At 42.0% G+C, this 24,604-nt stretch carries 24 protein-coding genes; 11 read left to right on the top strand and 13 right to left on the bottom strand.

Annotated elements, in window-relative coordinates; genetic code table 11:
* Positions 1-101 precede the first annotated feature (101 nt).
* Complete coding sequence (locus AC2IOM_RS19660) at positions 102-569, top strand: YHS domain-containing (seleno)protein (protein ID WP_138630656.1); 468 nt, start codon at positions 102-104, stop codon at positions 567-569.
* 3 nt (positions 570-572) lie between these two features.
* Here the strand turns inward: AC2IOM_RS19660 and AC2IOM_RS19665 are convergent, their stop codons facing one another.
* Positions 573-1,478 (bottom strand): AraC family transcriptional regulator, encoded by a 906-nt coding sequence (locus AC2IOM_RS19665; RefSeq protein WP_486359875.1) that lies wholly within the window; start codon positions 1,476-1,478, stop codon positions 573-575.
* Between the two features lie 83 nt (positions 1,479-1,561).
* Here AC2IOM_RS19665 and AC2IOM_RS19670 point away from each other — a divergent pair, with 83 nt between their 5' ends.
* A complete protein-coding gene (locus tag AC2IOM_RS19670; protein ID WP_486359876.1) occupies positions 1,562-1,798 on the top strand; it encodes a glutaredoxin domain-containing protein in 237 nt (78 codons plus the stop codon).
* A gap of 255 nt (positions 1,799-2,053) precedes the next feature.
* Entirely contained in the window at positions 2,054-3,112 is a 1,059-nt protein-coding gene (locus tag AC2IOM_RS19675) for a Kelch repeat-containing protein (RefSeq protein WP_486359877.1), read from the top strand.
* A 101-nt stretch (positions 3,113-3,213) separates the two neighbouring features.
* Here AC2IOM_RS19675 and AC2IOM_RS19680 read toward each other — a convergent pair whose 3' ends face one another.
* Positions 3,214-4,839: an endonuclease gene (locus AC2IOM_RS19680; RefSeq protein ID WP_486359878.1), complete on the bottom strand. Its 1,626-nt coding sequence runs from the start codon at positions 4,837-4,839 to the stop codon at positions 3,214-3,216.
* Between the two features lie 193 nt (positions 4,840-5,032).
* Between AC2IOM_RS19680 and AC2IOM_RS19685 the strand changes: the two genes are divergently transcribed.
* The 4 genes from AC2IOM_RS19685 (at position 5,033) to AC2IOM_RS19700 (ending at position 7,478) form a co-directional block, all read left to right on the top strand.
* Entirely contained in the window at positions 5,033-5,662 is a 630-nt protein-coding gene (locus tag AC2IOM_RS19685; protein ID WP_486359879.1) for a Crp/Fnr family transcriptional regulator, read from the top strand.
* Positions 5,663-5,744: 82 nt separating this feature from the next.
* Positions 5,745-6,371 carry a nitroreductase family protein gene (locus AC2IOM_RS19690; RefSeq protein ID WP_486359880.1) on the top strand — a complete coding sequence of 209 codons (627 nt, stop codon included), beginning with the start codon at positions 5,745-5,747 and terminating at the stop codon, positions 6,369-6,371.
* Positions 6,368-6,820 (top strand): DMT family transporter, encoded by a 453-nt coding sequence (locus AC2IOM_RS19695; protein WP_010558267.1) that lies wholly within the window; start codon positions 6,368-6,370, stop codon positions 6,818-6,820. The genes AC2IOM_RS19690 and AC2IOM_RS19695 overlap by 4 nt, the downstream gene beginning before the upstream one ends.
* A gap of 4 nt (positions 6,821-6,824) precedes the next feature.
* Positions 6,825-7,478: a GNAT family N-acetyltransferase gene (locus tag AC2IOM_RS19700; protein ID WP_486359881.1), complete on the top strand. Its 654-nt coding sequence runs from the start codon at positions 6,825-6,827 to the stop codon at positions 7,476-7,478.
* Here AC2IOM_RS19700 and AC2IOM_RS19705 read toward each other — a convergent pair.
* The 5 genes from AC2IOM_RS19705 to AC2IOM_RS19725 form a co-directional block, all read right to left on the bottom strand.
* Complete coding sequence (locus AC2IOM_RS19705) at positions 7,384-7,941, bottom strand: DUF2938 family protein (protein ID WP_486359882.1); 558 nt, start codon at positions 7,939-7,941, stop codon at positions 7,384-7,386. The genes AC2IOM_RS19700 and AC2IOM_RS19705 overlap by 95 nt on opposite strands.
* 139 nt (positions 7,942-8,080) lie before the next feature.
* On the bottom strand, positions 8,081-9,418 hold the full coding sequence (locus tag AC2IOM_RS19710) for a DUF3526 domain-containing protein (protein ID WP_486359883.1): 1,338 nt from the start codon (positions 9,416-9,418) through the stop codon (positions 8,081-8,083).
* A complete protein-coding gene (locus AC2IOM_RS19715; protein WP_486359884.1) occupies positions 9,415-10,815 on the bottom strand; it encodes a DUF3526 domain-containing protein in 1,401 nt (466 codons plus the stop codon). The genes AC2IOM_RS19710 and AC2IOM_RS19715 overlap by 4 nt, the downstream gene beginning before the upstream one ends.
* Before the next feature lie 3 nt (positions 10,816-10,818).
* A complete protein-coding gene (locus AC2IOM_RS19720) occupies positions 10,819-12,834 on the bottom strand; it encodes a TonB-dependent receptor (RefSeq protein ID WP_486359885.1) in 2,016 nt (671 codons plus the stop codon).
* A gap of 22 nt (positions 12,835-12,856) precedes the next feature.
* Positions 12,857-13,561 (bottom strand): ABC transporter ATP-binding protein, encoded by a 705-nt coding sequence (locus AC2IOM_RS19725; protein ID WP_486359886.1) that lies wholly within the window; start codon positions 13,559-13,561, stop codon positions 12,857-12,859.
* A 247-nt stretch (positions 13,562-13,808) separates the two neighbouring features.
* On the opposite strand from AC2IOM_RS19725, the gene ltaE reads away from it, so the two are divergent.
* On the top strand, positions 13,809-14,810 hold the full coding sequence (gene ltaE / locus AC2IOM_RS19730; RefSeq protein ID WP_486359887.1) for a low-specificity L-threonine aldolase: 1,002 nt from the start codon (positions 13,809-13,811) through the stop codon (positions 14,808-14,810).
* Positions 14,811-14,901: 91 nt separating this feature from the next.
* Here ltaE and AC2IOM_RS19735 read toward each other — a convergent pair whose 3' ends face one another.
* Entirely contained in the window at positions 14,902-15,963 is a 1,062-nt protein-coding gene (locus AC2IOM_RS19735; RefSeq protein WP_486359888.1) for a hypothetical protein, read from the bottom strand.
* A gap of 114 nt (positions 15,964-16,077) precedes the next feature.
* Between AC2IOM_RS19735 and AC2IOM_RS19740 the strand changes: the two genes are divergently transcribed.
* Positions 16,078-18,039 (top strand): methyl-accepting chemotaxis protein, encoded by a 1,962-nt coding sequence (locus AC2IOM_RS19740; RefSeq protein WP_486359889.1) that lies wholly within the window; start codon positions 16,078-16,080, stop codon positions 18,037-18,039.
* Between the two features lie 84 nt (positions 18,040-18,123).
* On the opposite strand, the gene AC2IOM_RS19745 is transcribed toward AC2IOM_RS19740, so the two are convergent.
* Complete coding sequence (locus tag AC2IOM_RS19745; protein ID WP_486359890.1) at positions 18,124-19,317, bottom strand: helix-turn-helix domain-containing protein; 1,194 nt, start codon at positions 19,315-19,317, stop codon at positions 18,124-18,126.
* Positions 19,318-19,465: 148 nt separating this feature from the next.
* On the opposite strand from AC2IOM_RS19745, the gene AC2IOM_RS19750 reads away from it, so the two are divergent.
* Positions 19,466-20,134 carry a DUF2306 domain-containing protein gene (locus tag AC2IOM_RS19750; RefSeq protein WP_486359891.1) on the top strand — a complete coding sequence of 223 codons (669 nt, stop codon included), beginning with the start codon at positions 19,466-19,468 and terminating at the stop codon, positions 20,132-20,134.
* A 208-nt stretch (positions 20,135-20,342) separates the two neighbouring features.
* Here the strand turns inward: AC2IOM_RS19750 and mtnK are convergent, their stop codons facing one another.
* The gene (gene mtnK, locus AC2IOM_RS19755; protein ID WP_486359892.1) at positions 20,343-21,545 is read right to left on the bottom strand and encodes an S-methyl-5-thioribose kinase; all 1,203 of its coding nucleotides are present in this window, start codon (positions 21,543-21,545) and stop codon (positions 20,343-20,345) included.
* A gap of 121 nt (positions 21,546-21,666) precedes the next feature.
* Here mtnK and mtnA point away from each other — a divergent pair, with 121 nt between their 5' ends.
* Complete coding sequence (mtnA, locus tag AC2IOM_RS19760) at positions 21,667-22,689, top strand: S-methyl-5-thioribose-1-phosphate isomerase (protein ID WP_486359893.1); 1,023 nt, start codon at positions 21,667-21,669, stop codon at positions 22,687-22,689.
* 26 nt (positions 22,690-22,715) lie between these two features.
* On the opposite strand, the gene AC2IOM_RS19765 is transcribed toward mtnA, so the two are convergent.
* Genes AC2IOM_RS19765 through AC2IOM_RS19775 form a run of 3 tightly spaced genes read right to left on the bottom strand, consistent with a single transcriptional unit; the run spans position 22,716 to position 24,552 of the window.
* Positions 22,716-23,258 (bottom strand): 1,2-dihydroxy-3-keto-5-methylthiopentene dioxygenase, encoded by a 543-nt coding sequence (locus AC2IOM_RS19765; protein ID WP_486359894.1) that lies wholly within the window; start codon positions 23,256-23,258, stop codon positions 22,716-22,718.
* Entirely contained in the window at positions 23,255-23,941 is a 687-nt protein-coding gene (gene mtnC, locus AC2IOM_RS19770; RefSeq protein WP_486359895.1) for an acireductone synthase, read from the bottom strand. The genes AC2IOM_RS19765 and mtnC overlap by 4 nt, the downstream gene beginning before the upstream one ends.
* A complete protein-coding gene (locus AC2IOM_RS19775) occupies positions 23,938-24,552 on the bottom strand; it encodes a methylthioribulose 1-phosphate dehydratase (RefSeq protein WP_486359896.1) in 615 nt (204 codons plus the stop codon). Before AC2IOM_RS19775 ends, mtnC begins: the two co-directional genes overlap by 4 nt.
* Positions 24,553-24,604: the final 52 nt, after the last annotated feature.

The following is a 24,604-nucleotide window of genomic DNA, read 5'->3' on the forward strand; positions in this document are numbered from 1 at the left end:
GGATTTTCGGACATAATTTCAGTTTTTTTGGATATAGTTTGACTAAATGAGTGCACGTATCATTTCTATGCATTAACAAAAACGCATTAGGAGCACGTGTTATGACATTTTCTCATTCATTAAAAACTATTTTGGCGGTGGCTTTTATTGGCCTTTCTGGCTTTGCTGAAGCAGGCTACGACACAGAAACTGACAAAAACGGCGTAATTTTAGCGGGTCACGATGTGATTGGTTATTTTACTGAAGGCAAGCCGGTATTAGGTAGCGCCGATTTTACAGCCGTTTATAACGATGCAATTTATCGTTTTAAATCTGCCGAAAATCGTGATTTATTTACACAAAACCCAGAAAAATACGCACCACAATATGGTGGTTTTTGTGCCTACGGCATGACCTTTGGTAAAAAGTTTGAAATAGACGGAAAGGCATTTGAAATTGTTGATGGCAAATTGTTTGTAAATAAAAACCAAGATGTTTACAAAGCATGGGCGAAAGCCGTACCTAAACATATTTCCGAAGCGAATAATTTATGGCCAACGGTTGAACTAACTAACCCTAGTGAGCTGTAATCGTTAATGGGCACCACTTCGCACACTGCCAGGTGCGTGCCCTTGATGTTGTTTATACGCTTTACGAAATGCGGCTTCCGATTCATAGCCGCTTTGCTCTGCAATTTGGGCAATGGTCAAATCGCTCGTGATCAGTAATTTTCGCGCGTTGATCATCCGCCATTTTATTAAATAATTCATCGGGCTACTGCCTACTAACTTGCTAAACTTATCGGCAAAATTAGAGCGACTCATGGCGGCTTTTTCTGCAAGCTGTGCCAAATTCCAGTTATACTCTGGCTGTTGGTGAATAGCGTTTAATGCGTTACCAATACGTGAGTCAAAAAGCGCAACCAATAAGCCGCTTTGCAGTTTGTCGCTTTCTACTTGTACGCGTAACACTTCAACAAACAATAAATAGGCAAGCTGATCAACAACCGTGTAGCAGCCAGCGCGTGATTCACTTAATTCAACAATCATTAAATCAATGAGGGCAAGGGCTTTACTGTTATTGGGTGTTGCAGGCAAGTGAATAACACTTGGCATTGCATCTAATAATGGATTAATAAGGCTGTTTTTAAACTCGAAAAAACCGCACACCATATTGGTGGTTTCGCCATCATTACTCATTGGCGCATTGATTAAATGCGGCTGAGGTTTTGCTGCACTGTTGGCAATAATATGCTGATGATCATGAGGAAAAATAACCAAATCGCGGGCGTTTAACTTGTGCTTTTCATCGCCCATATGTAGCCACGCTTCACCTTTACCAATCAGGTGAAATGGTATTCGCCGACTGCCTGATGTATCGACCGCCCACGTGCCACAAAAATCACCGTTTACATACACTTCGGCGTTTAACGACAAACGCTTTAGCAATACGCTGAGCGGATCGGGATCATTTAGGTAAATATTCGGACTTTCAGACATAAATTAAATCAGATGCGACATGTTCTTAGAGTAAGCCTCTATTTAAACTTGGTATTGAAATTTAATCAAACAGGAATCCTCCAATGAACAAGATTAAGATTTATGCAAAAGATTATTGTCCCTACTGTAAAACGGCGAAATCATTGATGGATGGTTTAAATTGGCAATATGAAGAGATTGATGTCACTCACAATTCGCATGAGTTTAAGCAAATGGTGTTGTTAAGTGGTCGTAAAACGGTTCCCCAAATTTTTATTGATGGTGAGCATATTGGCGGTTGTGATGACTTTAAAGTCTATCTTACTAAACACGCGTTGTAGGTTAATGTGTAATTGGACGGCAATATTAGTGAGCTTCGCACTCGCTAATATTGCCGTTTTTGTGTTTATTGAGTACCTAACTGATGACCTTTCTTTAGTGGGTTTAGATTTAGCTAGATCTCAATTACGGCTTAATATAAAGTGACAAATATCTGTATTTTAATAACTAATTCTAGTTATTAATCATTTGATTACAGATGAACTTGTAGTTGGTTGCTTACGTACAAACTACAGAATACTTTTTAAGGAATTTAGATGCGTCTTTTTTCTGCCGGTCACATGTTATTACTACTTACTTCTATGGCTTTATTTAGCAGTTCACTTGCTGCAAACCAAGCCGATTCTCCAACTGGAACTACGCAGCAAATACAGTGGCTTGATGCGCCTGAATTACCGATTGCGTTACAAGAAATTTATCCCGCGGTATTTGAAGAACGTATTGTGGTTGGCGGCGGTTTTACGCCTTCTAAAACACCCTCTTTTTTTGGTTTAGGGCCAAGTGATAAGGTATTTATTTTAAATCCTGCTCGAGCGCGTTGGCAAAATGCCCCAGATTTACCTGAGCCCAGACATCACCTCGGTATGGTAAGTAATCATCATTACTTATATGCCATTGGTGGTTTTACTGGCAATAAAGAAAACGCTTGGCAAATTCAGAGCTCGGTATTTCGCCTAGATGGTAACTTGCAGCGTTGGCGCAAGAGTGCGTCACTGCCGATCCCATTGGCTGAGTCGGTTTATGCTAATGTTTCGCAAAATATTCATGTAATTGGTGGTAAAACGCTGTCACCTGACACTGGCAAACACATCAATAGCACATCGCATTACGTGTTAGTGAGTAATGCGTATTGGCGACAAGCAAAACCGCCCACGATAGCCAGAAATTCGGCCGCAAGCGCGGTAATTGGCGATAGAATTTATGTGATTGGTGGGCGTACTTCAGGGCAAGATGCGAAAGCACTAAGTAATGTAGAAGTTTACGACGCAAGCACCGATTTGTGGTCTGAGGTCGCGCCGTTACCCGTTGCTGCTGCTGGGCTTTCGGCAAGTGTGGTAGATGATAAAATTATTGTTACAGGTGGTGAAGTCTTTGCAAATAATGGTGATTGGCGCGCTGGCAAGGCGCTCGATTCTGTATGGCAATACGACCCAGCTCTTGATAGGTGGACGGCGCTTGCTAGCTTACCGAACACACTTCATGGACACGGTAGCGTTACGCTAAAAGGTAATCTCTACATTCTTGGTGGTGCAGCAAATGTTGGGCCACAAGAAACAACAAATAAAGTGATGACAGCAGTGCCTGTAGTGCAGTAAAAGCGGCGGATGCAAGCTGCTAGTGCTCATACTTTAAAGAAAAAAGCTAACGGAATACGTTAGCTTTTTTTGCTTTTACTTGTTGCGTGAAAAATGGCGTTTTACCAAATCATATCAACAAATTCAGGGTGGTCGACAAATGGGTTGCGGTTACCTTGGTAATCATAAGCCGCTTGGTTGCGGTCGCGCTCAAGTTGGCTTACAGGGTCATTGTTGTGCCATTTTAATAAAAGTGCCACTACCCAGTTTTCAAATACCTGATTAGTCGTACCATTTAGCACATCATTGGCGCTGCTGCTATTTCCTTGCCATGAGCCAATCACGTTTTGATAACGCGTTGCCATGTAAAAATAGGCGCGTGCAAAGTCACCTTTAAATTCGTCAATCGGTTCAAACACAGTACCGTTATAGCCTGTTGATGAGGCTGCGCTACCGAGTTTACTGCCATTGTTTGACACAAAACTAGCGCTACTGACTTCACCAAATGGATAGCTGCCACGTTTTGCGTTGACATAACCATCGGTTGCAAAAATATGGTGAATATCCGAATTCATTGGCTCTACTTTGCCACCAAACCAGCTTTTCGGGAAAGAGTGTTCGCGGTTGTAGCAATCGGCTTCGCTATTGTAGGTGCCGCATTGATTGGTAACAGCAATGTAATTGTAGCTATCTTGCCCAGTTGGGTTTTCTGAGTATCTATCGAGAATGGTGTTGTCGTTCTCGAAATATTTATCGCGTGATGCGCTATCGTAAAATCCCCAAATAGCTGAGTAGCCACGTGAATTATGATTTTTGATAATATTGTGTAGCTCGGTTTTTAGCGCAAAACCTGTTAGCCCTTGGGTTGATGCATAATAACCTGTTGGCGTTGTTGGAGGTTCAGGGTCGGTTGAGCCGCCAAGTGTAAACGCTGTTGTTTGTGAACTTTGAAAGCTTGCGCCACTTGCTAACACAGTATTTGCATTGGTTAAACTGTAACTGCCGCTACCGTGGTTGCAGCAAATGCCATCGCCATAGCTATCAAAAATGGTGAAGCTGTAGTCGCCTGATGCTAAACACATATCTTGGTTGTATTGGGTGTTTGCTTGATACCCGTTACCAGATTCAACTACATTGTTTTGGCTATTGGTAATTTGCCAGCTTGTTTCTTCACCGTAACTGTCGGTTTGTAGCGACAGTGACACGCTATGATCATTACAGCCAGTACTTGGTGGCGGTGTGCTGCCTGAAGAAGGTAAAAAGGCATCAACATAAACCACTTCGCTGCCATCGAACCCGCTTACATCATAAAAACGCAAACCCACATCAATGTTTGTGGTTGTTGATGCAGTATATTGGTAGCTTATTTGCTGCCATTGTTGTGTAACGGCTGCATTAGAATAATTTTGATATCCATCAACAACTAAGCGTGCTTTTATGCCGCCTTCAGTGTGATAAACCCAAGTAGAAAATTGATAGGTTTGACCCGCTTCAACAGCAACGCTTTGACGTATATCTGTGCTACTTTGCGATGCGGTATTTACCGTTACTTTTGCGGCATAACTGCCCGATTTTACAATATTGCTTTCTGGTGCAAGTGTAATACCGCTATCAATAGTAGACCAAGCACTTGGTGTGTTACTTGTCCAAGTTTCAAAATCACCATTGTTTACAGTAGCGAAACTCGCCCCTGTAACACTCATTAGGCTACTTGCAAGCAGTAGCTTTTGCCATTTTCCGTAAATCATAGTGTGTCCTTTAAACGTGTTTTTGACGATAAATCAACCAGCAGTATAAGCTAAATGAAATTTGTTACAATAATGTTAAGAGTGGCGTTGGGGAGTGATGCGAATTGAGATGGTTTAATGCATTGCTAACAAGTAACGGAACCACAAATAAATAAGCGTCATTTATTTATAAACAATGGCTTAACGCTCTAGTGTGAGTGCGTTAAACTGGCGTTACTATTTCGATTTGGCTGTATTTGTTTTGGATGCAATATCTCACCTTAAAACCACGTTAAACAACTATTATCCTCTTAGCGAAGAAGCGTTTTTAGCTTATAAAAATTGCACGCGATTACGCACGGTAGAAAAGGGCGAAGTATTGTATGAAATTGGCCAAACTCCTAGCCACTTTGCGTTTTTGCACCGTGGCTTGATGCGCGCATATGTTATTGACGAGCAAGGCAATGCATTTAATAAAACCTTTTTTGCTGAAGGGCGCTTTCCCGGCAGTATGACGGCTTTACTTACTAATAAGCCAAGCTTTATGGCAATTGATGCCCTCGAAAAAAGCGAGATTTTAGAAATAGGCTTTAAGCAGTTTCGTCAGGCGCTATTTGAAAATAATGAGTTGATGGCATTTCATATTAATTACCTTGAAACCCATTGGTTACTTGAAAAAGAGCCAAAAGAAATCGGCTATTTGCAATTTGAAGCAAAACAACGTTACTTAAATTTCTTGGAAGAGTTTAACCCAATAATCAACCGCTTAACGCAGTATCATATCGCCAGTTACTTAGGTATTACGCCGACTCAGCTAAGCCGCATTAAAAAAGATTTAAAATAATGATGGGTTATCAACATATGTAAAGGAGATAAGAATAAAGAGAGCGTAACCTCGCCTTATCAATTTAAACAAGGGCAAGGCAATGGACTTTATTAATTCACTCAATTGGCGTTACGCGGTCAATAAATTTTCTTCACAACAACTCTCACAAGCGCAGTTGCAACCACTTATCGATAGCGTACATTTAAGCGCTAGTTCTTATGGTATGCAGCCCTATGAGTTACTTGTGATAAGCAAGGAACACATTAAACAACAGTTAGTGCCGTTTAGTTACGGGCAAGATAAAATTGCACAGTGCTCACATTTATTGGTGTTAGCAAACCGTGTTACCACTTCACAGCATGATATTGATAGCTATATTTCGGCGCTGGCAGAAAATCAGCAAATTGATGTTGAAAAACTAGCGGGCTACAAGCAAACCATTAGTGGTGATTTGCTATCGCTCTCACCATCTGAGCAACAAAAATGGAGTGCCAACCAATGTTATATCGCGCTTGGCAAATTGCTTAGTTGTGCTGCAATCAATCACATTGATGCGTGCCCAATGACAGGCTTTGATCAAAAAGCAGTAAGTGATGCCCTTGGGCTGACAAAGCGTGGGTTAAACGCTGAAATATTATGCCCTGTAGGCATTCGTAGCATAGACGACCACAGTGCGCTGAGAGCAAAATATCGTAAGCCAATAAATCAATTAGTGAGTCTATTATGAACGCCCTTTGGCCTGTCGCTTTTATCGCAGGCGCGTGTATTGCAATGCAAGCTGCGATGAATGCGCGCTTAGGGCAACTATTAAAAAGCTCATGGTTGGCAACGAGTTATGCTTTTTTAACCAGTTTTATTTTGGTTTCGCTGGTGCTTTTGGTTATCAATGCAAAAACGCTCTCGGTCACGTTGCAAAATGTACAACTGAGCAATGTGCCTTGGTACTTGTGGGGGTCATGTGTATTAAGTGTTTTAGGCGTTGGTAGCATGTATTGGCTTATTCCCAAAATGGGCGTAGGCAATTTAATGAGTTACGCGTTAACCGGGCAAATTATCTTCGCTATGTTAATTAGCCACTTTGGCTTATTTGATAGCCCACAAAAGCTCATTAGTATTACCAAAGCGTTGGGCACAGTGTTGTTGATTGCTGGCATTGTATTGATAAATAAGGATTAAATTGATGACGTTATTAGATAGGAACCTCGCAAACTTACACCAGTTTTGGTCAACATTAGCGCATACTAAAGCTTCGAATGTGCATCGTCACACTAGCTGGCCAAATAAAGTATGGCGCAGCGATTTTAAGGCAATTGACCAAAATGCGTGGCAGCAACATGTATGTGTAACCATTGAACCTAATGATTTTCAACGTGAGAACTACCGTAATAAACTGATTGCCATGGGTCTTGAAGGTACGCAAAAACTCGCTATCTCGAATAAGTATATTGAACGCATAACGTCAGAAGAGAGTTTAAAACAGTGGGCCAACATATGCGGTGAGGCTTTTGGTTATTTGATTGATTATAAAACCTTACGGCCATTACTTTGTGATAGCAATGCAACAATTTTCGCCTACATTGAAAATGGTGAAATTTGCGGAACAGCCATCGCCTATATCACTAATCACACGCTAGGTGTTCATCAAGTTGGCGTGCCAAAACGTTACCAAGGCAAAGGCATTGGCAAGGCAATAATGCAGCACTTACTGTGGTTTGCAGAGCAAAATAGTTGCGATTTTATTAGTTTGCAGGCCTCGCAAGCTGGCCTGCCAATGTATCTGTCAATGGGGTTTCTAGAGTTAGGTGCTTGCTACCATTTAGCCGAGCAGCAATAAGAGCATAATGTAAAGCCCAGCACCAAATGACAAATGTGCAAGCAGGCAGTCTGACTTGCAGCGGGTGTGGTGTTTTACTGGCAGCGATGCCAAAACCAAAACACGGTTGCATAATAAAAAAGGGCATTACCAGTGTTGAGAGCGTAAACAGTAATAATAACGCTATATTACTAGTGTTAAGCGTGAGTATGTTCGCCAGTATCAAATACATATATGCGTAAATAATCCCAATTGCATAATGGCAAAACCAACCAATGGCAAATTCATGCTTTTCACTTGGTGATGCCATAATCGGATTATGACGCAGTTTTCCACGCGTGATACCGATTAACCAACGCCCGACAAAAGCAAAATTTAATGGCTGAATAGCGAATAATCGCAAACATAACCAAGCGGCTAAGTCCATTACAAGCGTAGCGCCTACACCAATTATCAGGCTATTTAATAATATTGAAGTCATCATTTTATCCCTAATTTTCAACAAAAAAGGAATTTTGCAACTTCAAGTCAGCTTTAAGTCAAGGTTTAAGTGCAATAAAAAAAGGAAGCAAATGCTTCCTTTGGGTGTGACAACAGAATCCAATTTTTGGCTAGAATTGGAACTAGGATTTGCGTTTGTAACTTAGCGCAATTAAACACGCAGTAAGTAACAACAACCACAGCAATTGCAGCGCATCTTTAGCTGTATTTGCCAAATAGCTAAACTTTGGTGCATCGGTAATGGCTTGTGGCGAATACGTTTTATTAAAAAATAGGTAAGGGTACCAGTGGTCTTTTAGTGCGTTATACCAATCGGTTACTTGCGCTTTCATATCTAAATCACTTTGCCTATCGGTATTGGCAAGGCGGGTTAGCAATAAATCCACATTCAGCACAGGCGATAGAGCCCTAAAAACAGGCGCTTTGTTGGCGTTTTCAATATGGGTTAGATAATCATTTGCCATTGGTTTGGCGGCATCGTCACTTAACGTTTGCATGGCGTAATACCATTTCCAGTCGAATGCTTCGCCTAGCTTACTGGTTTCTTGCCATTTTGGATAAGCCGCTAAAAAGGTATCGAGATCTGCTTGCTTATCTCGGTCCCAGCTATCGTTAATACTTTGGCGCTGCGTCATTAATAGTGATACGCCAGTATTACTTTGGCTTACGTCTAGCTGGCTTGAAAAGCGCGCAGAAGGTATGGCAATTGCGAGTACCAGCCAGCTCACAACAAAAGCCAACACCGATAAATTAGCTTGTTTTACCAACTTGCTAATGAAATAACTGACACTTGCCCAAAACAGCATATAGCAAAACAAAATGGTCAGTAACCACACGGTATCGAGCGATAGCGTAATATCCGTAAAAGCAGTAGCCGCTAATAGTACCAATACATTTAAGATAAACAGCACACTTACGCTAATAGCGATACGTGTTATTAATAATTTACTGCCAGTTGATAGGTTGGCAGAAAATAACTGCCAGCGCCCAGTTTGTTTATCTTCAGCAAGTCGCGTTACGGTGATAAAGCCAATCAGCAATGGCAATAAATAAACCCATACAAAGCCTAAATCTAACCATGTAAGACGCAAATGTTCGCTGTTATTTATTGGTTCGTTGTAGAGCTGCCCTTGCAGTGCTAATAAACGAATGCGATTGATGGTGAGTAACTCTTGGCTTTCACCTTTAAATAAAATTGACCATGGGCTCGGTGTTTTAACCGCAGGGCTATGTAAATAGTAACCAAGTCCACCTGGTGTTGCTTTATCGCCAGCGGCTTGCCACTGAGCTATGTCTGCCGCAGCAAACAGATGTTGTTTTTCGATTTCGCTAAGTTGCTTGTTGTAATGATTAAAGCCAATGACAACCGCACCAAGCGATAAAACAAGGTATACCGCCAGTTGCAAAAGAAATCCACGATTTCTAAATAGCAGCTTTAGTTCTAAGTTAACTAAATTCATGATTGCTTTGCTCCTACACGGTAAAACAGGCCAGCGATAAGCACTAGCCAGACTAAAAACGGCAGTAAGTTTATAAGCGGGAGCTGAGCAGGTTTCATTTCAAACTCAAACAGCGCCATATCACGCCATACATCGCCACTTATTTTTTGCGCGCGATCGTTATGGTGATCAATTTGCTCAGTATGTACTTTATTGAGCGCTTGGATCAGTGATAAACGATAGGCCTCGGCTTGTTTTGCAAACTCATCAATACTGGCGCGGTCGTTACCGCTTAGTAATACCGATACTTTGCTTAACACTAGGGTAGGAGAAAGCCATGATAACCATTGATGGGTGCGTTCATGTTCTGCGAAGGTTTGCTCTAACGTGTGTAAATGACGCTGGTAAATATCGCTTGTGATGCGTTCGCCCTCGGCCATGACTAAACCGTTGTAATTAACGGGCAGTTCTTCAATCGTCTCTACGCCATATTGATCAAGTACGGATTGTTTAAAACTATTGAAATATGGGTCGTTTGGATTGTGTGAGTCGCCGACTGCCTTAACATCTTTTTTCAGCTGACTGACAAAGTTAACGTGCTCAGGAACAGGTGCTAAGCTTTGCCCAATTGGTGCAGCCATTTTTGGCACGAGCACACAAATAAATAGCCAAACTGCTAAGCTGCTTAACAAGCTTTGCAGGTTGTTTTTGGCAACTGCCGACACAGTAACGATGATCAGCACCCACATAATGCTGTATAACCAAAAACTTACCATCATTGCTGCAAAAGAGAACCAATGCTGGGCAGATACATGTACGGTTAATGCAATAAACAGTGCAGCAACACAGGCAATAAACGCCACAATAATCGTGCTTAATACGATGTAAAACACCGCTTTGGCAGACATTAATGTACGTTTTGTGAGGCCAAGGCTTAACAGCCAAGTGTAGCGATTCATTTGTTTTTCGTCGCTAATTGCGCCGTACGCCAAGATAATTAATACCAATGGCCATACAAACCAAAAGAAGGTGGCAACAGACGGAAAACCTATTGCGAGGCTAGAGGCGTTTACCGGGTAACTTTTGATTGCGCTGGCATTTTGTTTGTGTGCTTCTAAAAATAAGAAGTTGCCATTAAATGGCGCTACACCAACATCGAGAAAGCTAAGCGGTGCGTGTTCGCGAAATACCACGTGGCCATAGTGTGCAACGCGGTGCGGATGGCGCTCAGGTTGTGCTTGCCAAAATTCATCGGCGGTTTGCTGCCATGTTTGTTGTGCATCAATGGCATTTTGTTGTAGTTGCCAATGACTCAGTACGATGACACTTACCAATACAACAACCAGAGTTAACACGGCTTGTGCTAAACGGTGGCGACGTAATCGCCGCCATTCTTGTTTGACTATTGTTGTTAACATAATTTAGAAACTCATAGAGAGGGAAAGGCTGGCATTACGGCCATCGCCAGGTGAATGAACGGTGTCAGTTTGGTACACGCCGTTGCTATCTACACCACCAAAATCGTATACATATTCGTAGTACTCATCAGTGAGGTTATTAAGCTGCAATTTAATGGTGGCCCAATCTAGGTGGTAATCGGCGCTGGCATTGAGCAAAGTGTAATCACCGTATTTTTTGCCGGCATTTTCTTCATTAACGTAATAATCGCCTTGGGCATCTAAGTGAACGCGTAAAACGAGTTTTTCTGTGGCGTCGAAACTTGCGCCAAGCGATGCGGTAAAATCAGGAATACTTCTTAATTGATTGCCTTTAGTTACGTTTGCGGTATCACTTGGCGTGACAATTTCAGTATCGATATACGAGTAGTTTGCCCATACGGTAAATGCGTTAGATACCTGCCAGTTACCTGCTAAATCAATACCGTTTCGCGTTGTTTCGCCAACGTTCTTTTGCTCGCCATCGATTAATACAAACTCGTTTTTGGCTTTTTGCACCCAATACGATGCGCGTAGTTCAACAGCATCTACACTCCACTGCGAGCCGATTTCTGCACCGTCATTGTGTGTCATTTCGCGGGCGTTAATATCGCCACTGGTAAACGCGGCTTTACCAGTTGGGTGTTGAAAGCTTCTGCCAGTATTGAAAAATACCGCTGTGTTATCGGTAAGTGCGTAAATCACATTAAGCTTAGGTTGGACAACTAGGCCAAAATCATACATTTCACGGTCGCTGCGTGTTCCATCGGCGGCAAACTCGCTGTAATCACCCGAAAGGTCATCAACACGTAATGCTATATTCCAGTTTAGTTTATCGTTTGGCTGATGCTGAAGTTGCAGGTAACTGCCTTTTGTGTCGTAACTAAACTGACGGTTACGCTTAACAACTTGATCATCACGCTCTCGCGTTTGACCAACTGTGCCAAAACGTTGTTCAATAATCTCTTCGTTTTGTAGGTCAACGCCCCATAGCAGCGCCCAATTTGGGTCAATTTGCCATGTTAACGTTGAAATTGCGCCGAGCATATCTTGATCATCAAAGCGGTTTTGAATATCACTGTGCGCTGAAAAACGAACCCAACGATTACGCTGAAAGTTTTGGCTATAAACTTTTACTGCCCAATCAACTTGGTTGTTAATGGCGGTATCGTAATGCAGGCTAATGTGATGATTTTCTTTAACGCCACCATCTTGGCTCGCATAATCAGCCGACATGGTTGGGTTATCTCTTGCTTCTTGTTCGCTCAAATAACCTGGAGCCGAACCTTCATATCGGCTATAGCGCGCGATTGCGCCAAGTGTTGAATCGCTATTTAATTGCCAGTCCCACCGGCCCGAAATAGCTTTTTTGGTAATATCGGTATGGTCACGATAGCCTTCATTTTTACGATAACCTAATGAGTAGCTATGTGATAACGTATCACCTTCTTGGCCAAAATAACCTTGAATTTCACGGGTATTAAAGCTGCCTAGAGTCAGCTCTAGGTCGGCACTGCTGTCGCTACGCGATTTTACTTGATAGTTACCGGCAATATTAAATAATCCATAACGGGGATCGCTGGTGGCACGAAACATTTCGATATGATCAATGGCAATCGGGAATAACTGATCGAGTTCACCGTAACCTGCGTGCATATTTGCTGGAATGCCGTCGATCAATAATTTAGCGTGAGGACTGGCTCCGTCTCCGGCAAAACCACGAATTGATAAAATGGTATTCACAATGCCTTGGTTAAAACGCGACAGATAAACTCCTGGCACTTTGGTAAATAATTCTTTTAAATCATCAATATGTTGATAACTAATTTCTTCACGGCCCATATAATCAAATGAACCCGCAAGGTTAGATGAGCTAACCGATGACGATTTACCAATTACCACAATTGATTCAAGTGACTTGTCTTGATTTGCTACAGCGAATTGAGCGCAAAGTGCAATCGATATAGCGCTCAGAGATAAAGGAAGGCGGCTGATTTTCACAAACTACTCCGAAAATAAACAGTTAAACAAGGGATAAATAGGTGCTTTCAAGTGACTCGAACGATTCGCTTTGCGGCAGTTCGGCAACTTGTTTACCTTGGTGCAAAATACTGATGCGATCTGCAAGTAAATGAGCACAACTGAGATCGTGTGTGATCATCACGGTCATTACCCCTTGTTCGCCAAGTTGTTTAATTAAGGCGACAAATTCGCGCGTAGCAACCGGATCAAGGCCGCTAGTTGGTTCATCAAGTAGCATTAGGTTGGCATTTTTTAATAGCGCCAATGCGATAGCGGTTTTTTGGCGCATGCCTTTTGAGTAAAAACGCGTTGGTCTATCGAGCGCTTCTTGATTTAAGCCACATTGGATAAGTGCATCGCACAGGGTGCGGTCATCAACATCAAGCGATGCTAATGAGGCAAGGTATGCAAGATTTTCTACTGCTGAAAACTCTGGGTATAAACTAACGTTTTCAGGTAGATAAAAGATATGCTGATCTAATTTGAAATTGCTGGCAAAAATTGAGTCGCCGTTAAGCAGCACTTCACCTGCATCGGGATGAGTATTGCCCAAAAGCATATTAAATGTTGTTGTTTTACCGGCGCCGTTGGAACCAAGCAGGCAGTAAACCTCGCCTGAATGTAAGTTAAAGCTTAACTCGCTCACTGCGGTTTTGTTGCCAAACTGCTTGGTTAAGGCCGAAACACTAAGAGTGTTGTTTTGCATAATGCTTGTACAACCAAAAGTTATTAATGAATGAAACAGCACTAAAACGGGACTGAAGATAACAAGTGTTTTAGTGTTACTGAGAAAAATCTAGGTATGTTATATTATAACATTAAAGTAAAGTAAACATTTGTGCGATGAGAATCGCTCGCATTACGCTTTGTGTGATTAGCGCAATGTAATTGTCTTTGTTGTGTTGCCACGCTACAGTGAAGCCTTCTCTAAACCAGTTTAAAGCAATGAAAATATGATAGATTTACGCAGTGATACCGTAACCACACCGTGTGCAACAATGCGCGAACTGATGGCCAGTGCTCCTGTGGGTGACGATGTGTTTGGTGACGACCCAACGGTAAATGCGTTGCAGCAAAAAGCCGCAGAATTAACCGGCCACGAGGCCGCATTATTTGCGCCAAGTGGCACGCAAAGTAATTTATTGGCTCTTATGGCCCATTGTCAGCGTGGTGATGAATACATTGTTGGTCAAGACGCCCATACCTATAAATATGAAGGTGGCGGTGCAGCAGTGCTTGGCAGCATTCAGCCACAGCCAATAGAGTTTGAAAAAGATGGCAGCTTGTCACTCGAATTAGTTAAACGAAGAATTAAGCCGAACGATCACCATTACGCGCGCACGCGTCTTTTGTCGATTGAAAATACGGTTTCGGGTCAACCGCTGCCAATGGCTTATTTATCTGACGCCCGCAAGTTTTGTGACGAACATGGTTTAGGTTTGCACTTAGATGGCGCGCGGGTATTTAACGCTGCGGTACATCATCAAGTTGCGATTAAAGACATTACCTCGCAAATGGACTCGGTATCGATTTGCCTATCGAAAGGCCTCGGAGCGCCGCTTGGTAGTGTGCTTTGTGGTTCAAAAGCCTTTATTCATGAAGCACATAAGTGGCGTAAAATGCTTGGTGGCGGCATGCGCCAAGCAGGTATTGTTGCAGCTGCAGGTTTGTATGCCCTAGAAAACAATATTGACCGTTTGGTTGAAGATCATAAAAACGCCGAGTTCTTAGCAACAGAGCTGTCTGATATCGACGGTATAAGTGTTGTTTTGCAAGCAACCAATATGGTGTTTTTGCAATATCAGGCAAGTAAGCCAGTTACTGAATTTGCCGACGCGCTTTATCGTCAAGGCGTTAATATTTGCCCTGGTGAGCAAATTCGTTTGGTACTTCATAAAAATGTGACACGTGAAGATTGTGTTTCAGTGGTTGCCGCAATAAAGAACGCACTTTAGTTTTATTTGCATTGAATTGTTAAAATAAACGCTGAGGCAGATATTGGTTATCTGCCTTGGTGTAATTTGGTACTAAGTTACGCTCTAGTATTTACCAGTAGTAATCGAAGGTGAGGTACCACGCCGCAAAGTCCCCTTGATTGATTTGCATATTGCGGTCGAAATACGCATCTTGATTTAGGTATTCAAGGTACAGCCATCCCGGGCCATAGTCGTAGCGCACGCCCGGCGCAAACGCATAAACTGTGTCACTGTCTACACCATTGGTGTTTGATTTAGCTAAGGTCACATCTATTACAAAATACCAATCACCCAACGTATAACCAAGTTCACCTGCGTAACGGGTGTTGTCGATTGTGCTAGCGACATCGGGATTTGCCGCAAGATAGGCTTGTGGCAAATCGCGCTTACCGTCAATGTAACTGAGCTTAGTAGTAAGCTGGTCAAATTGGCCTTGGTAATAAATTACATAAGCGCTGTGATCGCCATCGGTACGTCGGTCTCCTGTGATAAGCTCCTCTAATTTACCGTTTTGGTAGGAGGCGGCAAAGGTGTGTTGTTTGTTAAACGTGTAAGAAAAATCAACAACGGCGGTGTCTACCTTTCGGTAGGTTGAGCTGCTGCCCCAGTGGCGGTTGTCATCGGTGCTGTCGGTTGATTTACTTGCCCAGTCATCAGCCAAATAATAGGCAAGTTGGTAATTGAATTGGTTAACGCCGCCTTGGTATTTTACGCCGACATCCATTTGGTCGCCGTAAGCGGCTAAAAACATATCCCCTGGCCAAAAATTAGCGGTTTTCCAGCCAAATGGCACTTGGCTTTTGCCAAAGGTCAGTGAGTTATTGTCATCGATAGCATAACCTAGCCATGCTTTGTGCATCACGTATTTTTGCCCGCTTGAATTGTTATCAACGTCGGTAAAACTGCCGGGCCCTAGGCGAAATTCTGCAGAGTAAAACCAAGGTGACTGATCTGATTTTGCACCATCCAAGTAACCAATAATTGCTTGGTCGCCAAAGTCGGTTTCGTGGGTGTCTTCGTTAAAGCTATAGTTAACCCAAAAGCCGCCTGCCAATGAGGGCGATGCTGCGAGCTGCGTTGAAATTGTAAGTGCAAACAGCGAGGTAAATAAAAGGGGTTTAGAGTTCAACATAAATACCGTGTAAATAGATGACTTTAAAATAGCTTAGACCATAACTTATGAAGTTGACTAGCACTAGATTGCAAACCATATTTAATTCAATACTAGCCATATGTTGTTAGCTCAATGTCCATTTCAAAAAAACTCATCATTGCCTTTTTAGTCACTATGACACTGCCAATTATTGTGATTGCAGTGATCATGATTAACCAGACCCGCAATTTAGCGCACGATAATTTTACTATTGCCAATACGCGAGAAGTTACGCAGATAGATAAAGCGATTTCGCTTTTTTTCGAGGAGATCAGTAAAGACGTTGTGTACATAGCGAAACACCCCGATTTAGTGGCGGCCAAAAGCGGTATTAAAACATATATGAATAGCGCATCCGCCAGTCAAATTACGCCAGAACAAAACGACGTAATTGAACAACGGGTATTCGATTTGTTTTCGCAATTTGGTGAATCACACGAGGGCATTTCTTATATCTACATGGGTAATCAACAAGGTGGTTATACACAATGGCCAAAAGGCAGTGTAAGCGCCAACTACGACCCACGACCGCGTCCTTGGTTTAAAACAGGCACAGGCGCGACAACTAAACCGATTCGTACTCAAGCGTATTATTGGGAGCCAGATGACGCGGTTATTGTTTCCACCGTAATGTCTATTAAAGATAGTGCGGGTAGCAATTTTGGTGTAACGGGCATGGATGTGTCGTTAAAAGGGTTAACGAGCATGATCCAAAATATCAAAATGGGTGAGTCGGGCTTTTTAATGTTAATAGAAGATTCCGGCAAAATTTTGGTTGATGCCAAACACCCTGAAAATAATTTTAAAGAATTTGCGAGTGTTAAAAGCAATCTATACGCTGGATTAAGCCGCATAGAATCTGGCGATACCACCATTGAAATTGATGGCGATGTTTATCTTGCCAATGTGTATACCTCGCCCAAACTCAATTGGAAGTTTATCGGCCTGCTTAAAAAATCGGAAGTAATGGCGAAAGCAAATACGCTGATGGTGATAATTATTGTGGTGAGCTTAATTCTGATTGGTACCTTCTCCGTACTCTCGGTGTATATTTCAAAATTAATATCTCGTCCGATTGTTGAGGTGACCCGTGGTCTTGAAGATATTTCGCAAGGTGAAGGCGATTTAACCCAACGTTTAAAAATTCGTACGCAAGACGAAACTGGACAACTGGCTAATAGCTTTAATCAATTTTTAAATTCGATTGCTGATTTGGTGCGTGAGATTAATGGTTCTTCTGCTAATGTAAGCAACGCATCGGAAATTAGCTCACGTTTAGTTACGTCGATGAATTCATCGTTAATGACGCAACAATTAGCACTTGAGCAAGCTTCTACCGCTATCAATGAAATGGCGGCAACCGCCAACGAAGTTGCATCAAGTTGCGCATCGGCAGCAGATTCAGCCAATTCAACTAAACAATCAGCTATTGAAGGGCAATCGTTAATTAATAAAACGGTATCAAGTGTGTCGGGACTGTCAGACACTATCGCAAGTACAGAGCAAAATGTGCGTGATTTAGACAGTGAAAGTGAAAGCATTACCACAATTTTAGATGTGATCCGTGGCATTGCTGAGCAAACAAATTTGTTAGCACTTAATGCCGCAATTGAGGCAGCGCGCGCAGGCGAGCAAGGCAGAGGCTTTTCGGTGGTAGCAGACGAAGTACGGGCGCTTTCACAACGTACATCCGAATCAACAGAAGAAATTGCACAGCAACTTGGTAAGCTTAGAAATATGACCCAAGCGATTTCAAAAGAGATGTCACAAAGCCTCGATATATCCTCGCAAACCGTTGAGTTCACAAAACAAGCGCAAGCCAGTTTTGATTCCATTACGCATTCGGTTGACCTTATTAGTGATATGAACTCGCAAATAGCGACCGCAGCAGAAGAGCAGCAACATGTAGCGGAAGAGATTAATCGCAACGTTGTGGATATTAAAACCGGTGCGGATGAAATTTCAGGGCTTGCTAATGACGCCGATGAAAATGCCAATAGCCTGGCATCGCTTTCAGCCGCTTTAACTGCGTTGGTTAAAAAGTTTAAAACCTAATGCTTGTTTGTCAGTTATGGTGAGAAGGGCAGCAGCGGGTGGTAAAATAGCACGAGCTAATCTAAGCACTACAGCCTCGATGCGTTAGAGGCTAGTGTGCTGCTTGCGATATTGCATTGGAGTGCTCCCGGTGTATTTTTTAAAGGCGGTGTAAAACGCCGACTTAGAGTTAAAACCTGCATCCATTGCAATATCGAGTACCGTTTTATTGCTGTTTGTGAGTTCATTCTTAGCGTGTTTTACACGGTAGCCATTTACATAATCAAAAAAATTTACTTTTAAACGCTCGTTCAATGTTTGAGAAATATAGTTGGAAGAAGTATTGATACTTTTTGCAAGTATAGGCAGTGACAAGGCGGCGTTTAAATAGATTTGCTCTTGCTGCATTGCGTTTTCCAATTTGTTTGCAATGTGCTGTAAATTATCTTCACTTAATGCCGAGGTTTTATATTTATTCTGCGTTGCTGACAACACTCTAGGTTCATCATCTTTATTATCATCAAATATTTCTTCAAAACCGGGCTTTTGGCGAAGCGCCCAAGTCGCTAAAAAGGTTACTGTAATCAGTAATAATAAACTTGAAAAAGGCGTATACATTTCACTTGGGAACAGCAAATTATTGAGTGTTAAATTGATGGCAAATAATCCCCAAGGAATACCTACTAAAAGTGCTAGCGCTGTAAGCCAACCCATTTCTTTTTGTTCTGTTGTAGCAAAGATGTCTTTCAAATGTGTGCGGTAGCGGTTTAAACGAACGATGGTTTTAACCACATAAAATGCCGATTGTAATACCCAGCCTATCACCAATAAAAAGGTGATAATTAGCCCAGCATACACACTATATCGCAAGAAGGGTGATGCGCTTTTAAGCACCACATCATCACCGTCGACCAAAAGTCCGTGTTGAATTTCGTTAGGTAAAACTAATGTGAAAAGTGAAATAAATAGTCCGATTGCGGGCAGTGCAAAATGCCATTTGTCGTGTTTGGTAAGCGTCCATTTTGATTCTGCTGTGAGGCTTTTAATGTAAAACCAAAAGCTTGGGGCGATCATTAATAATGCAGGTAACGATACGATAAGTTGCGTTTGCCGCCACTCTGGCGCGAGCAATTTTAAGCTGGGTTGGCATATCACAATTGCAATGGCAATAAAGCAGCAAGAAAGGGAAAAATAGCCGAAATTTTGGCCTTTTTTAGTAATAAGTAAACTTGCGTTAAAGCCTAATAAGGTCATTGTTGCAATGTTAATCGCAAATAAGCAAATCTCTGATGGTTGCAAGTTAAATCCTTTTATTTCTTTATAAACAATATCTTATTTGTTTTTGTTGTTTCTTTTTGGTTCTGCTCAACAGATTAGAACGATATTGCTTTAGGTATTTTACATAATCGTTTCTAACTTAACTAGCGTATGGCGTAAGGATTAAAAAATGACATACCAAAATGCAATGATGATAGAACCAAATGAATTAAAAACACCATTTAATTGGGCTGGCGTTAGCTTTTTACTCATTATGATAGGTATTCCTGCAATACCAGCAGTATTTATTGTTGCCTTAGTTGTAATGGGTAGTGGTGTTGAATCACCGCTCAGTGAAATAATTAACGCGCGCTATTTTGATTTGCCACTTGTGATTATTTGCCATGGCATATCAGGTATTGTATTTTTTTTAACAATGCCATTTCAGTTTTCACCAAAGTTAAGACAAGCAAAACCGCGCTATCATAAAATTAATGGCTACTTTGCTTTTGTTTCTGCGTGTGTGATGGCGGCGTCTGGCGTGTGGATGCATCATGTATTTTCGCCTAGTGAATTTGGCGCGCGCTATGTGAGTTTGGTGATAGTTGCGATAGCTATTTTCTTAACGTTTGTTATTGCTGTTAAGTATGCAATTAAAAAGGATTTCAAACAGCATCAGCGTTGGGTGTATTTTGCAGCAGCTGCTAGTTTAGCGGTTGTTAGCCCACTATTTTTAGAAATTATTGCGATGTTAATGGGTAATGTGGGAGCTGAACTTATGCACGGTTATGGGCGTTTAATCGGCTTGGTTTTGAATCTTCAAATTGCACATTGGTTATTTAAAAAGAACCATAGCTAGCGATTATTTGGTAAACGTTGAGGTATTTAAGGAACATGAAGATGTTTAGAGTTAGGTACTAAAGTGTGAAGATACATCAATTAAAGCAGTTTAGAAAAAAGCCAGTAACACGGTTACTGGCTTTTTAGGCTGAAATTTATAGAGCTGATTTTATTACAGCTAGTTTACTACGCTTAGTTTATTAGGCTTATTTTCACTGAGCTTCTTTTTACTGAACGAGGCTAATGATCAGATTAAATGCTGATTCTTTATCGTGAGCGGTCTCGGCATGTAAAATAAGTTGCTCACCCAGTATTAATGTTTGCTGCTGGACTTGCAGTCGTGCAGCATCATCTTCAATACCATCAATATCTGACACATGGGCAAGGCCAATGGTGCGGCGAACAAGCTCAGTGCCGGCAAAACCAAGTGCATCTTTAATGATTTGGTTTACAAAATACTCTGCATAGCCTGGTGCCTGAAGCGATAAATCACGGGTTTGCTCTTTAGCAAGTGACAGCCAAGATTCTGCAAATTCGTTGATCACTTGCTGAATCGTCGTCAGCAAGTAGGTTTGCATTTGGCGGCGTTTAGGAATTTCACTAATACGGGCATTTTGCGCACAATAATTAAGTAAAAAGTTACCGATAAACGAGCCTAAATCAAAACCAATTGGGCCAAAAAAGCCAAACTCTGGGTCGATCACCTTAGTTGATTGCGCATCAACAAAAATACTACCTGAATGCACATCACCGTGTAATAAGCTTTGTGGCGACGATAAAAATAGTTGCTTTAATTTAGCCACTTTAATGTGAAGTTCGGTGTTTTGCTGAAGCTTCTCTACCTCACCTTCAAGTGTCGCCGGGTAGTTATTGCGCAGAGATGTGCGGTACGGATCATCAAAGAATAAGTCTTCAGTGATGGCGCACAGCTCAGGGTTTGTGAACTCAATGACCAAGGCTTTCTTTGCTGCAGGTGTTAAATAAAAGTCTGAGTAATAAAAGCTGGTGGTTGCCAGGTAGTTTGCAAGTTGGCTGCCTAAATTTGGAAAGGTTGTTGCCTGGTTTAGTTCACCACGCAAAATCGTCATATGGCCTAAATCTTCCAAAATGGTTAGGGCAAGTTCGGTATTTTTGTGCAGCACTTTTGCTGTGTATGGTTCGCACACCGCACCATGTTTTTCAAGCACCGCCGCTTCAATGCGCGCTCTATCAAGGGTTAAAGGCCACGACTCACCAACACAACGGGCATAGGGTAATGCCTGCTTTAAAATAATGCTGTTACCGTTTTCATCAGCAATGCGAAAGACTAAATTGAGATTGCCATCACCAAACTCATTACAGGTTAATTGAGCATTAGGGGCAAAAAATTCGTTTAACTGTGCAACATAGTTAAGTGCACGCTCATTATCAAAAGCAATATAGTCAGCCATGGTGTTCGCTATTCAAAAATACAGATAATTACGGAATTCTATACCGATGAATGTTTAGATGTCTATACTTCTTTGTGTCTTGGTGTAAAATGATCGCGTTAATAGTTTGGAGTTTCACAGCATGCAAAATTTGCTCGCACGCAGTCTTAAATATCAAGGCGGACAGTTATTCGTTTTAGATCAGTACCTTTTACCACACCAGCAGCATTGGCATGTGTGTAACAGTGTACCTGAGATGCAAGAATTGATTTTGACGTTAAAAGTGCGTGGGGCGCCGCTAATTGGTTTAGCTGCAACCCTGCTAGTTGCTCATTTAGCTGAGCAAGGTCTATCGCATAGCCAACTTGCAGAGGCAATAAATGATTTAGAGGCAACGCGTCCAACTGCGGTTAATTTAATGCACTGCATGAAGCGTATGCGCCAAGCATTAGCTCAAGATAATTTTGTTGACGCATTAGTAGTAACTGCAGAGCAGCTATTTAATGAAGATGTTGCGCTGTGTGAATCCATGGCAACCCTAGGTGCTGCGCTTGTAAAACCGGGCGATAATATTTTAACTCACTGTAATACGGGTGCATTAGCAACAGCAGGGGTGGGTACAGCACTGGGTGTTATACACCACGCCCATCAAAAATACGGTGATATTCATGTTTGGGTGGATGAAACACGCCCATTACTGCAAGGCGGTCGTTTAACGGCATTTGAGCTTGAAAGTTGGCAAATTCCGTACACCCTTATTTGTGACAATATGGCCGCAAGTTTAATGGCTGCGGGTAAAGTCGATAAGATTTTTGTGGGTGCAGATCGCATTGCAGCTAATGGTGATTTCGCCAACAAAGTTGGTACCTATAATTTAGCTGTGCTGGCACATTTTCATAATGTAGAGTTTTATGTGGTTGCGCCAATCACCACCTTAGATATTGACTGTGAAAGTGGCCAACATATCCCAATTGAAGAGCGTGCTGATGCTGAAGTAAAAGGTGTCAGTGGCAGCTTTGGTGAGTGTCAATGGGCACCAAACAATGCCAAGGTATTTAACCCTGCCTTTGATGTAACGCCAGCACAGCTAGTAACTGGTTGGGTACTTGATACGGGCGTTTACAATTTACAGCAAGTAAAAGATGGCGCGTTAAAAGCGCTCTAAATATAAGAAGAGCACCATTCGGTGCTCTATTCCAATATTGGAAATTCATTGGCAATTTTGCTTTCGGTGCTTTGTGCCACCCAACCCGCTTCGTTATTGAAAAAACGAATTGCGGTAAACTCAGGATCGCTGCCCATATCAAACCAATGCTTAGTGTTAGCCGGCACTGAAATTAAATCACCTTGCTGGCAAAGCACTTGATACACTTTGTCGTCTAAATGCAGGCAGAATAAGCCTTGGCCCTTTACAAAAAAGCGTACTTCGTCTTCGCTATGCGTATGCTCAAATAAAAATTTCTGTCTTAATTCAGCCGCCGCTGGATTACCTTTAGCAAGTGAAATTACATCCACCGTTTGGTAGCCGCCGTCGTGCTGCACACGTTTAATATCGGCGTCATAGGCGTTTAAAATATCATCTGAACTGTGGCTTGCGTCAATTTCAAATGCTGCTTGCCAGTTCTCAAATACCACACCTACTTGATTAAGTTGTTGCTGAATTTCAGTAAAGTTTTCGCTCTGTAGCAGCGTGCTTACTGCATCGTCGTGACGGTAAATAGTTAGTTTGCTCATACAAATAATGCTTCATCAAATTGGTTAAAATCGTCAATTGCTGGGTGTTGGTCGCTTTTTTCTTGGTTATCACGCCATAACTGCAAGGTGTGCATGCCCGCACTTTTAGCGGCATCAAGCTCTTCAACGATGTCGCTTAAAAACAACACCTCAGAGCCTGCAAAACTAATCTTTTCTAGAATATTGGTGTACGAACTTGCGTCTTTTTTACCGCCAACATGGGTATCAAAATAATCGCTGAACAGTGGGCGAATATCACCATAGTCAGAATGTTCAAACAACAAATGCTGTGCTTTTACCGAGCCAGACGAATAAACAAAAAGGCTTATGCCCACGTCTTTTTGCTGGTTTAAAAAATCATAGGCATCTGGGTAAATGTGGCCTGTAAAATCACCTTGTTGATAACCCGTTTGCCATATTAGGCCTTGCAATTGTTTAAGTGGGGTAATTTTTTGATCCGTTGCAATCCAATGTTGCAGCGCATCTATGACCTCAGTAAGGTTGGCATCTGGCTTGGCAATTTCCGCTTTTACTGCATCAATTTGCGCTTTTACCGTGGCATCGTTTTGGTTTTCTTCAACAAACGCAGCAATATGTTTTGCCGCATACGGAAACAAAATATCTTTTACAAATGAAATGCGGGTAATTGTGCCTTCAATGTCGGTAATGATGGCTTTAATCATAGTGATGACTCCAACTTAATGCGCTCAAGCTCGCATGCGAATAAAAACTCCAACCCTTCAATGTGGCGACGTGTTTCAGCCACACTGTTGCCCATAGCATATAAACCATGACCGCGAATAAGTACACCGTGAATCACTGGCTCTTGTTCGTGGCGTTTTGCAACAAGCTCTGCCAAGCGGTCAATATCTTGGTCATTATCAAAAATGGCAATAGTAAGCGTACTTTCGTGACTGGTGATGCCGCGTAATGATTTTTGCATTTCATAGCCTTGAATTGCCAAGGTATCAGCTTTTATAAAACGCGATAATACCGTGGCGGCAACAGAGTGAGTATGTAATACACATTCAGTGCTTGGCTGAAGTTGGTACAATTTTAAATGAAGTGCCGTTTCGGCAGATGGCTTTCCTTGACCTTTGCAAATAGCGCCTTGCTGATCGAGCTCTAAAAAGTGTTCAGGGGCAAGGTATCCTTTATCATGGCCACTTGCGGTGACAACAAAACCTGTGTCTGTTTTAATTGAAAAATTACCACCCGTTGCTGGTACCCAGCCTTTATCGCTGACCCAACGACCCGCTTCAATCAATGCACTTTTTGCGGCATCATTATGCATAATAGGTTACTCAAAAATAAAAACTCAAAACATTTAGACGGCTATACATCCG

Source organism: Pseudoalteromonas sp. NS-SX12 (genome assembly GCF_057367955.1).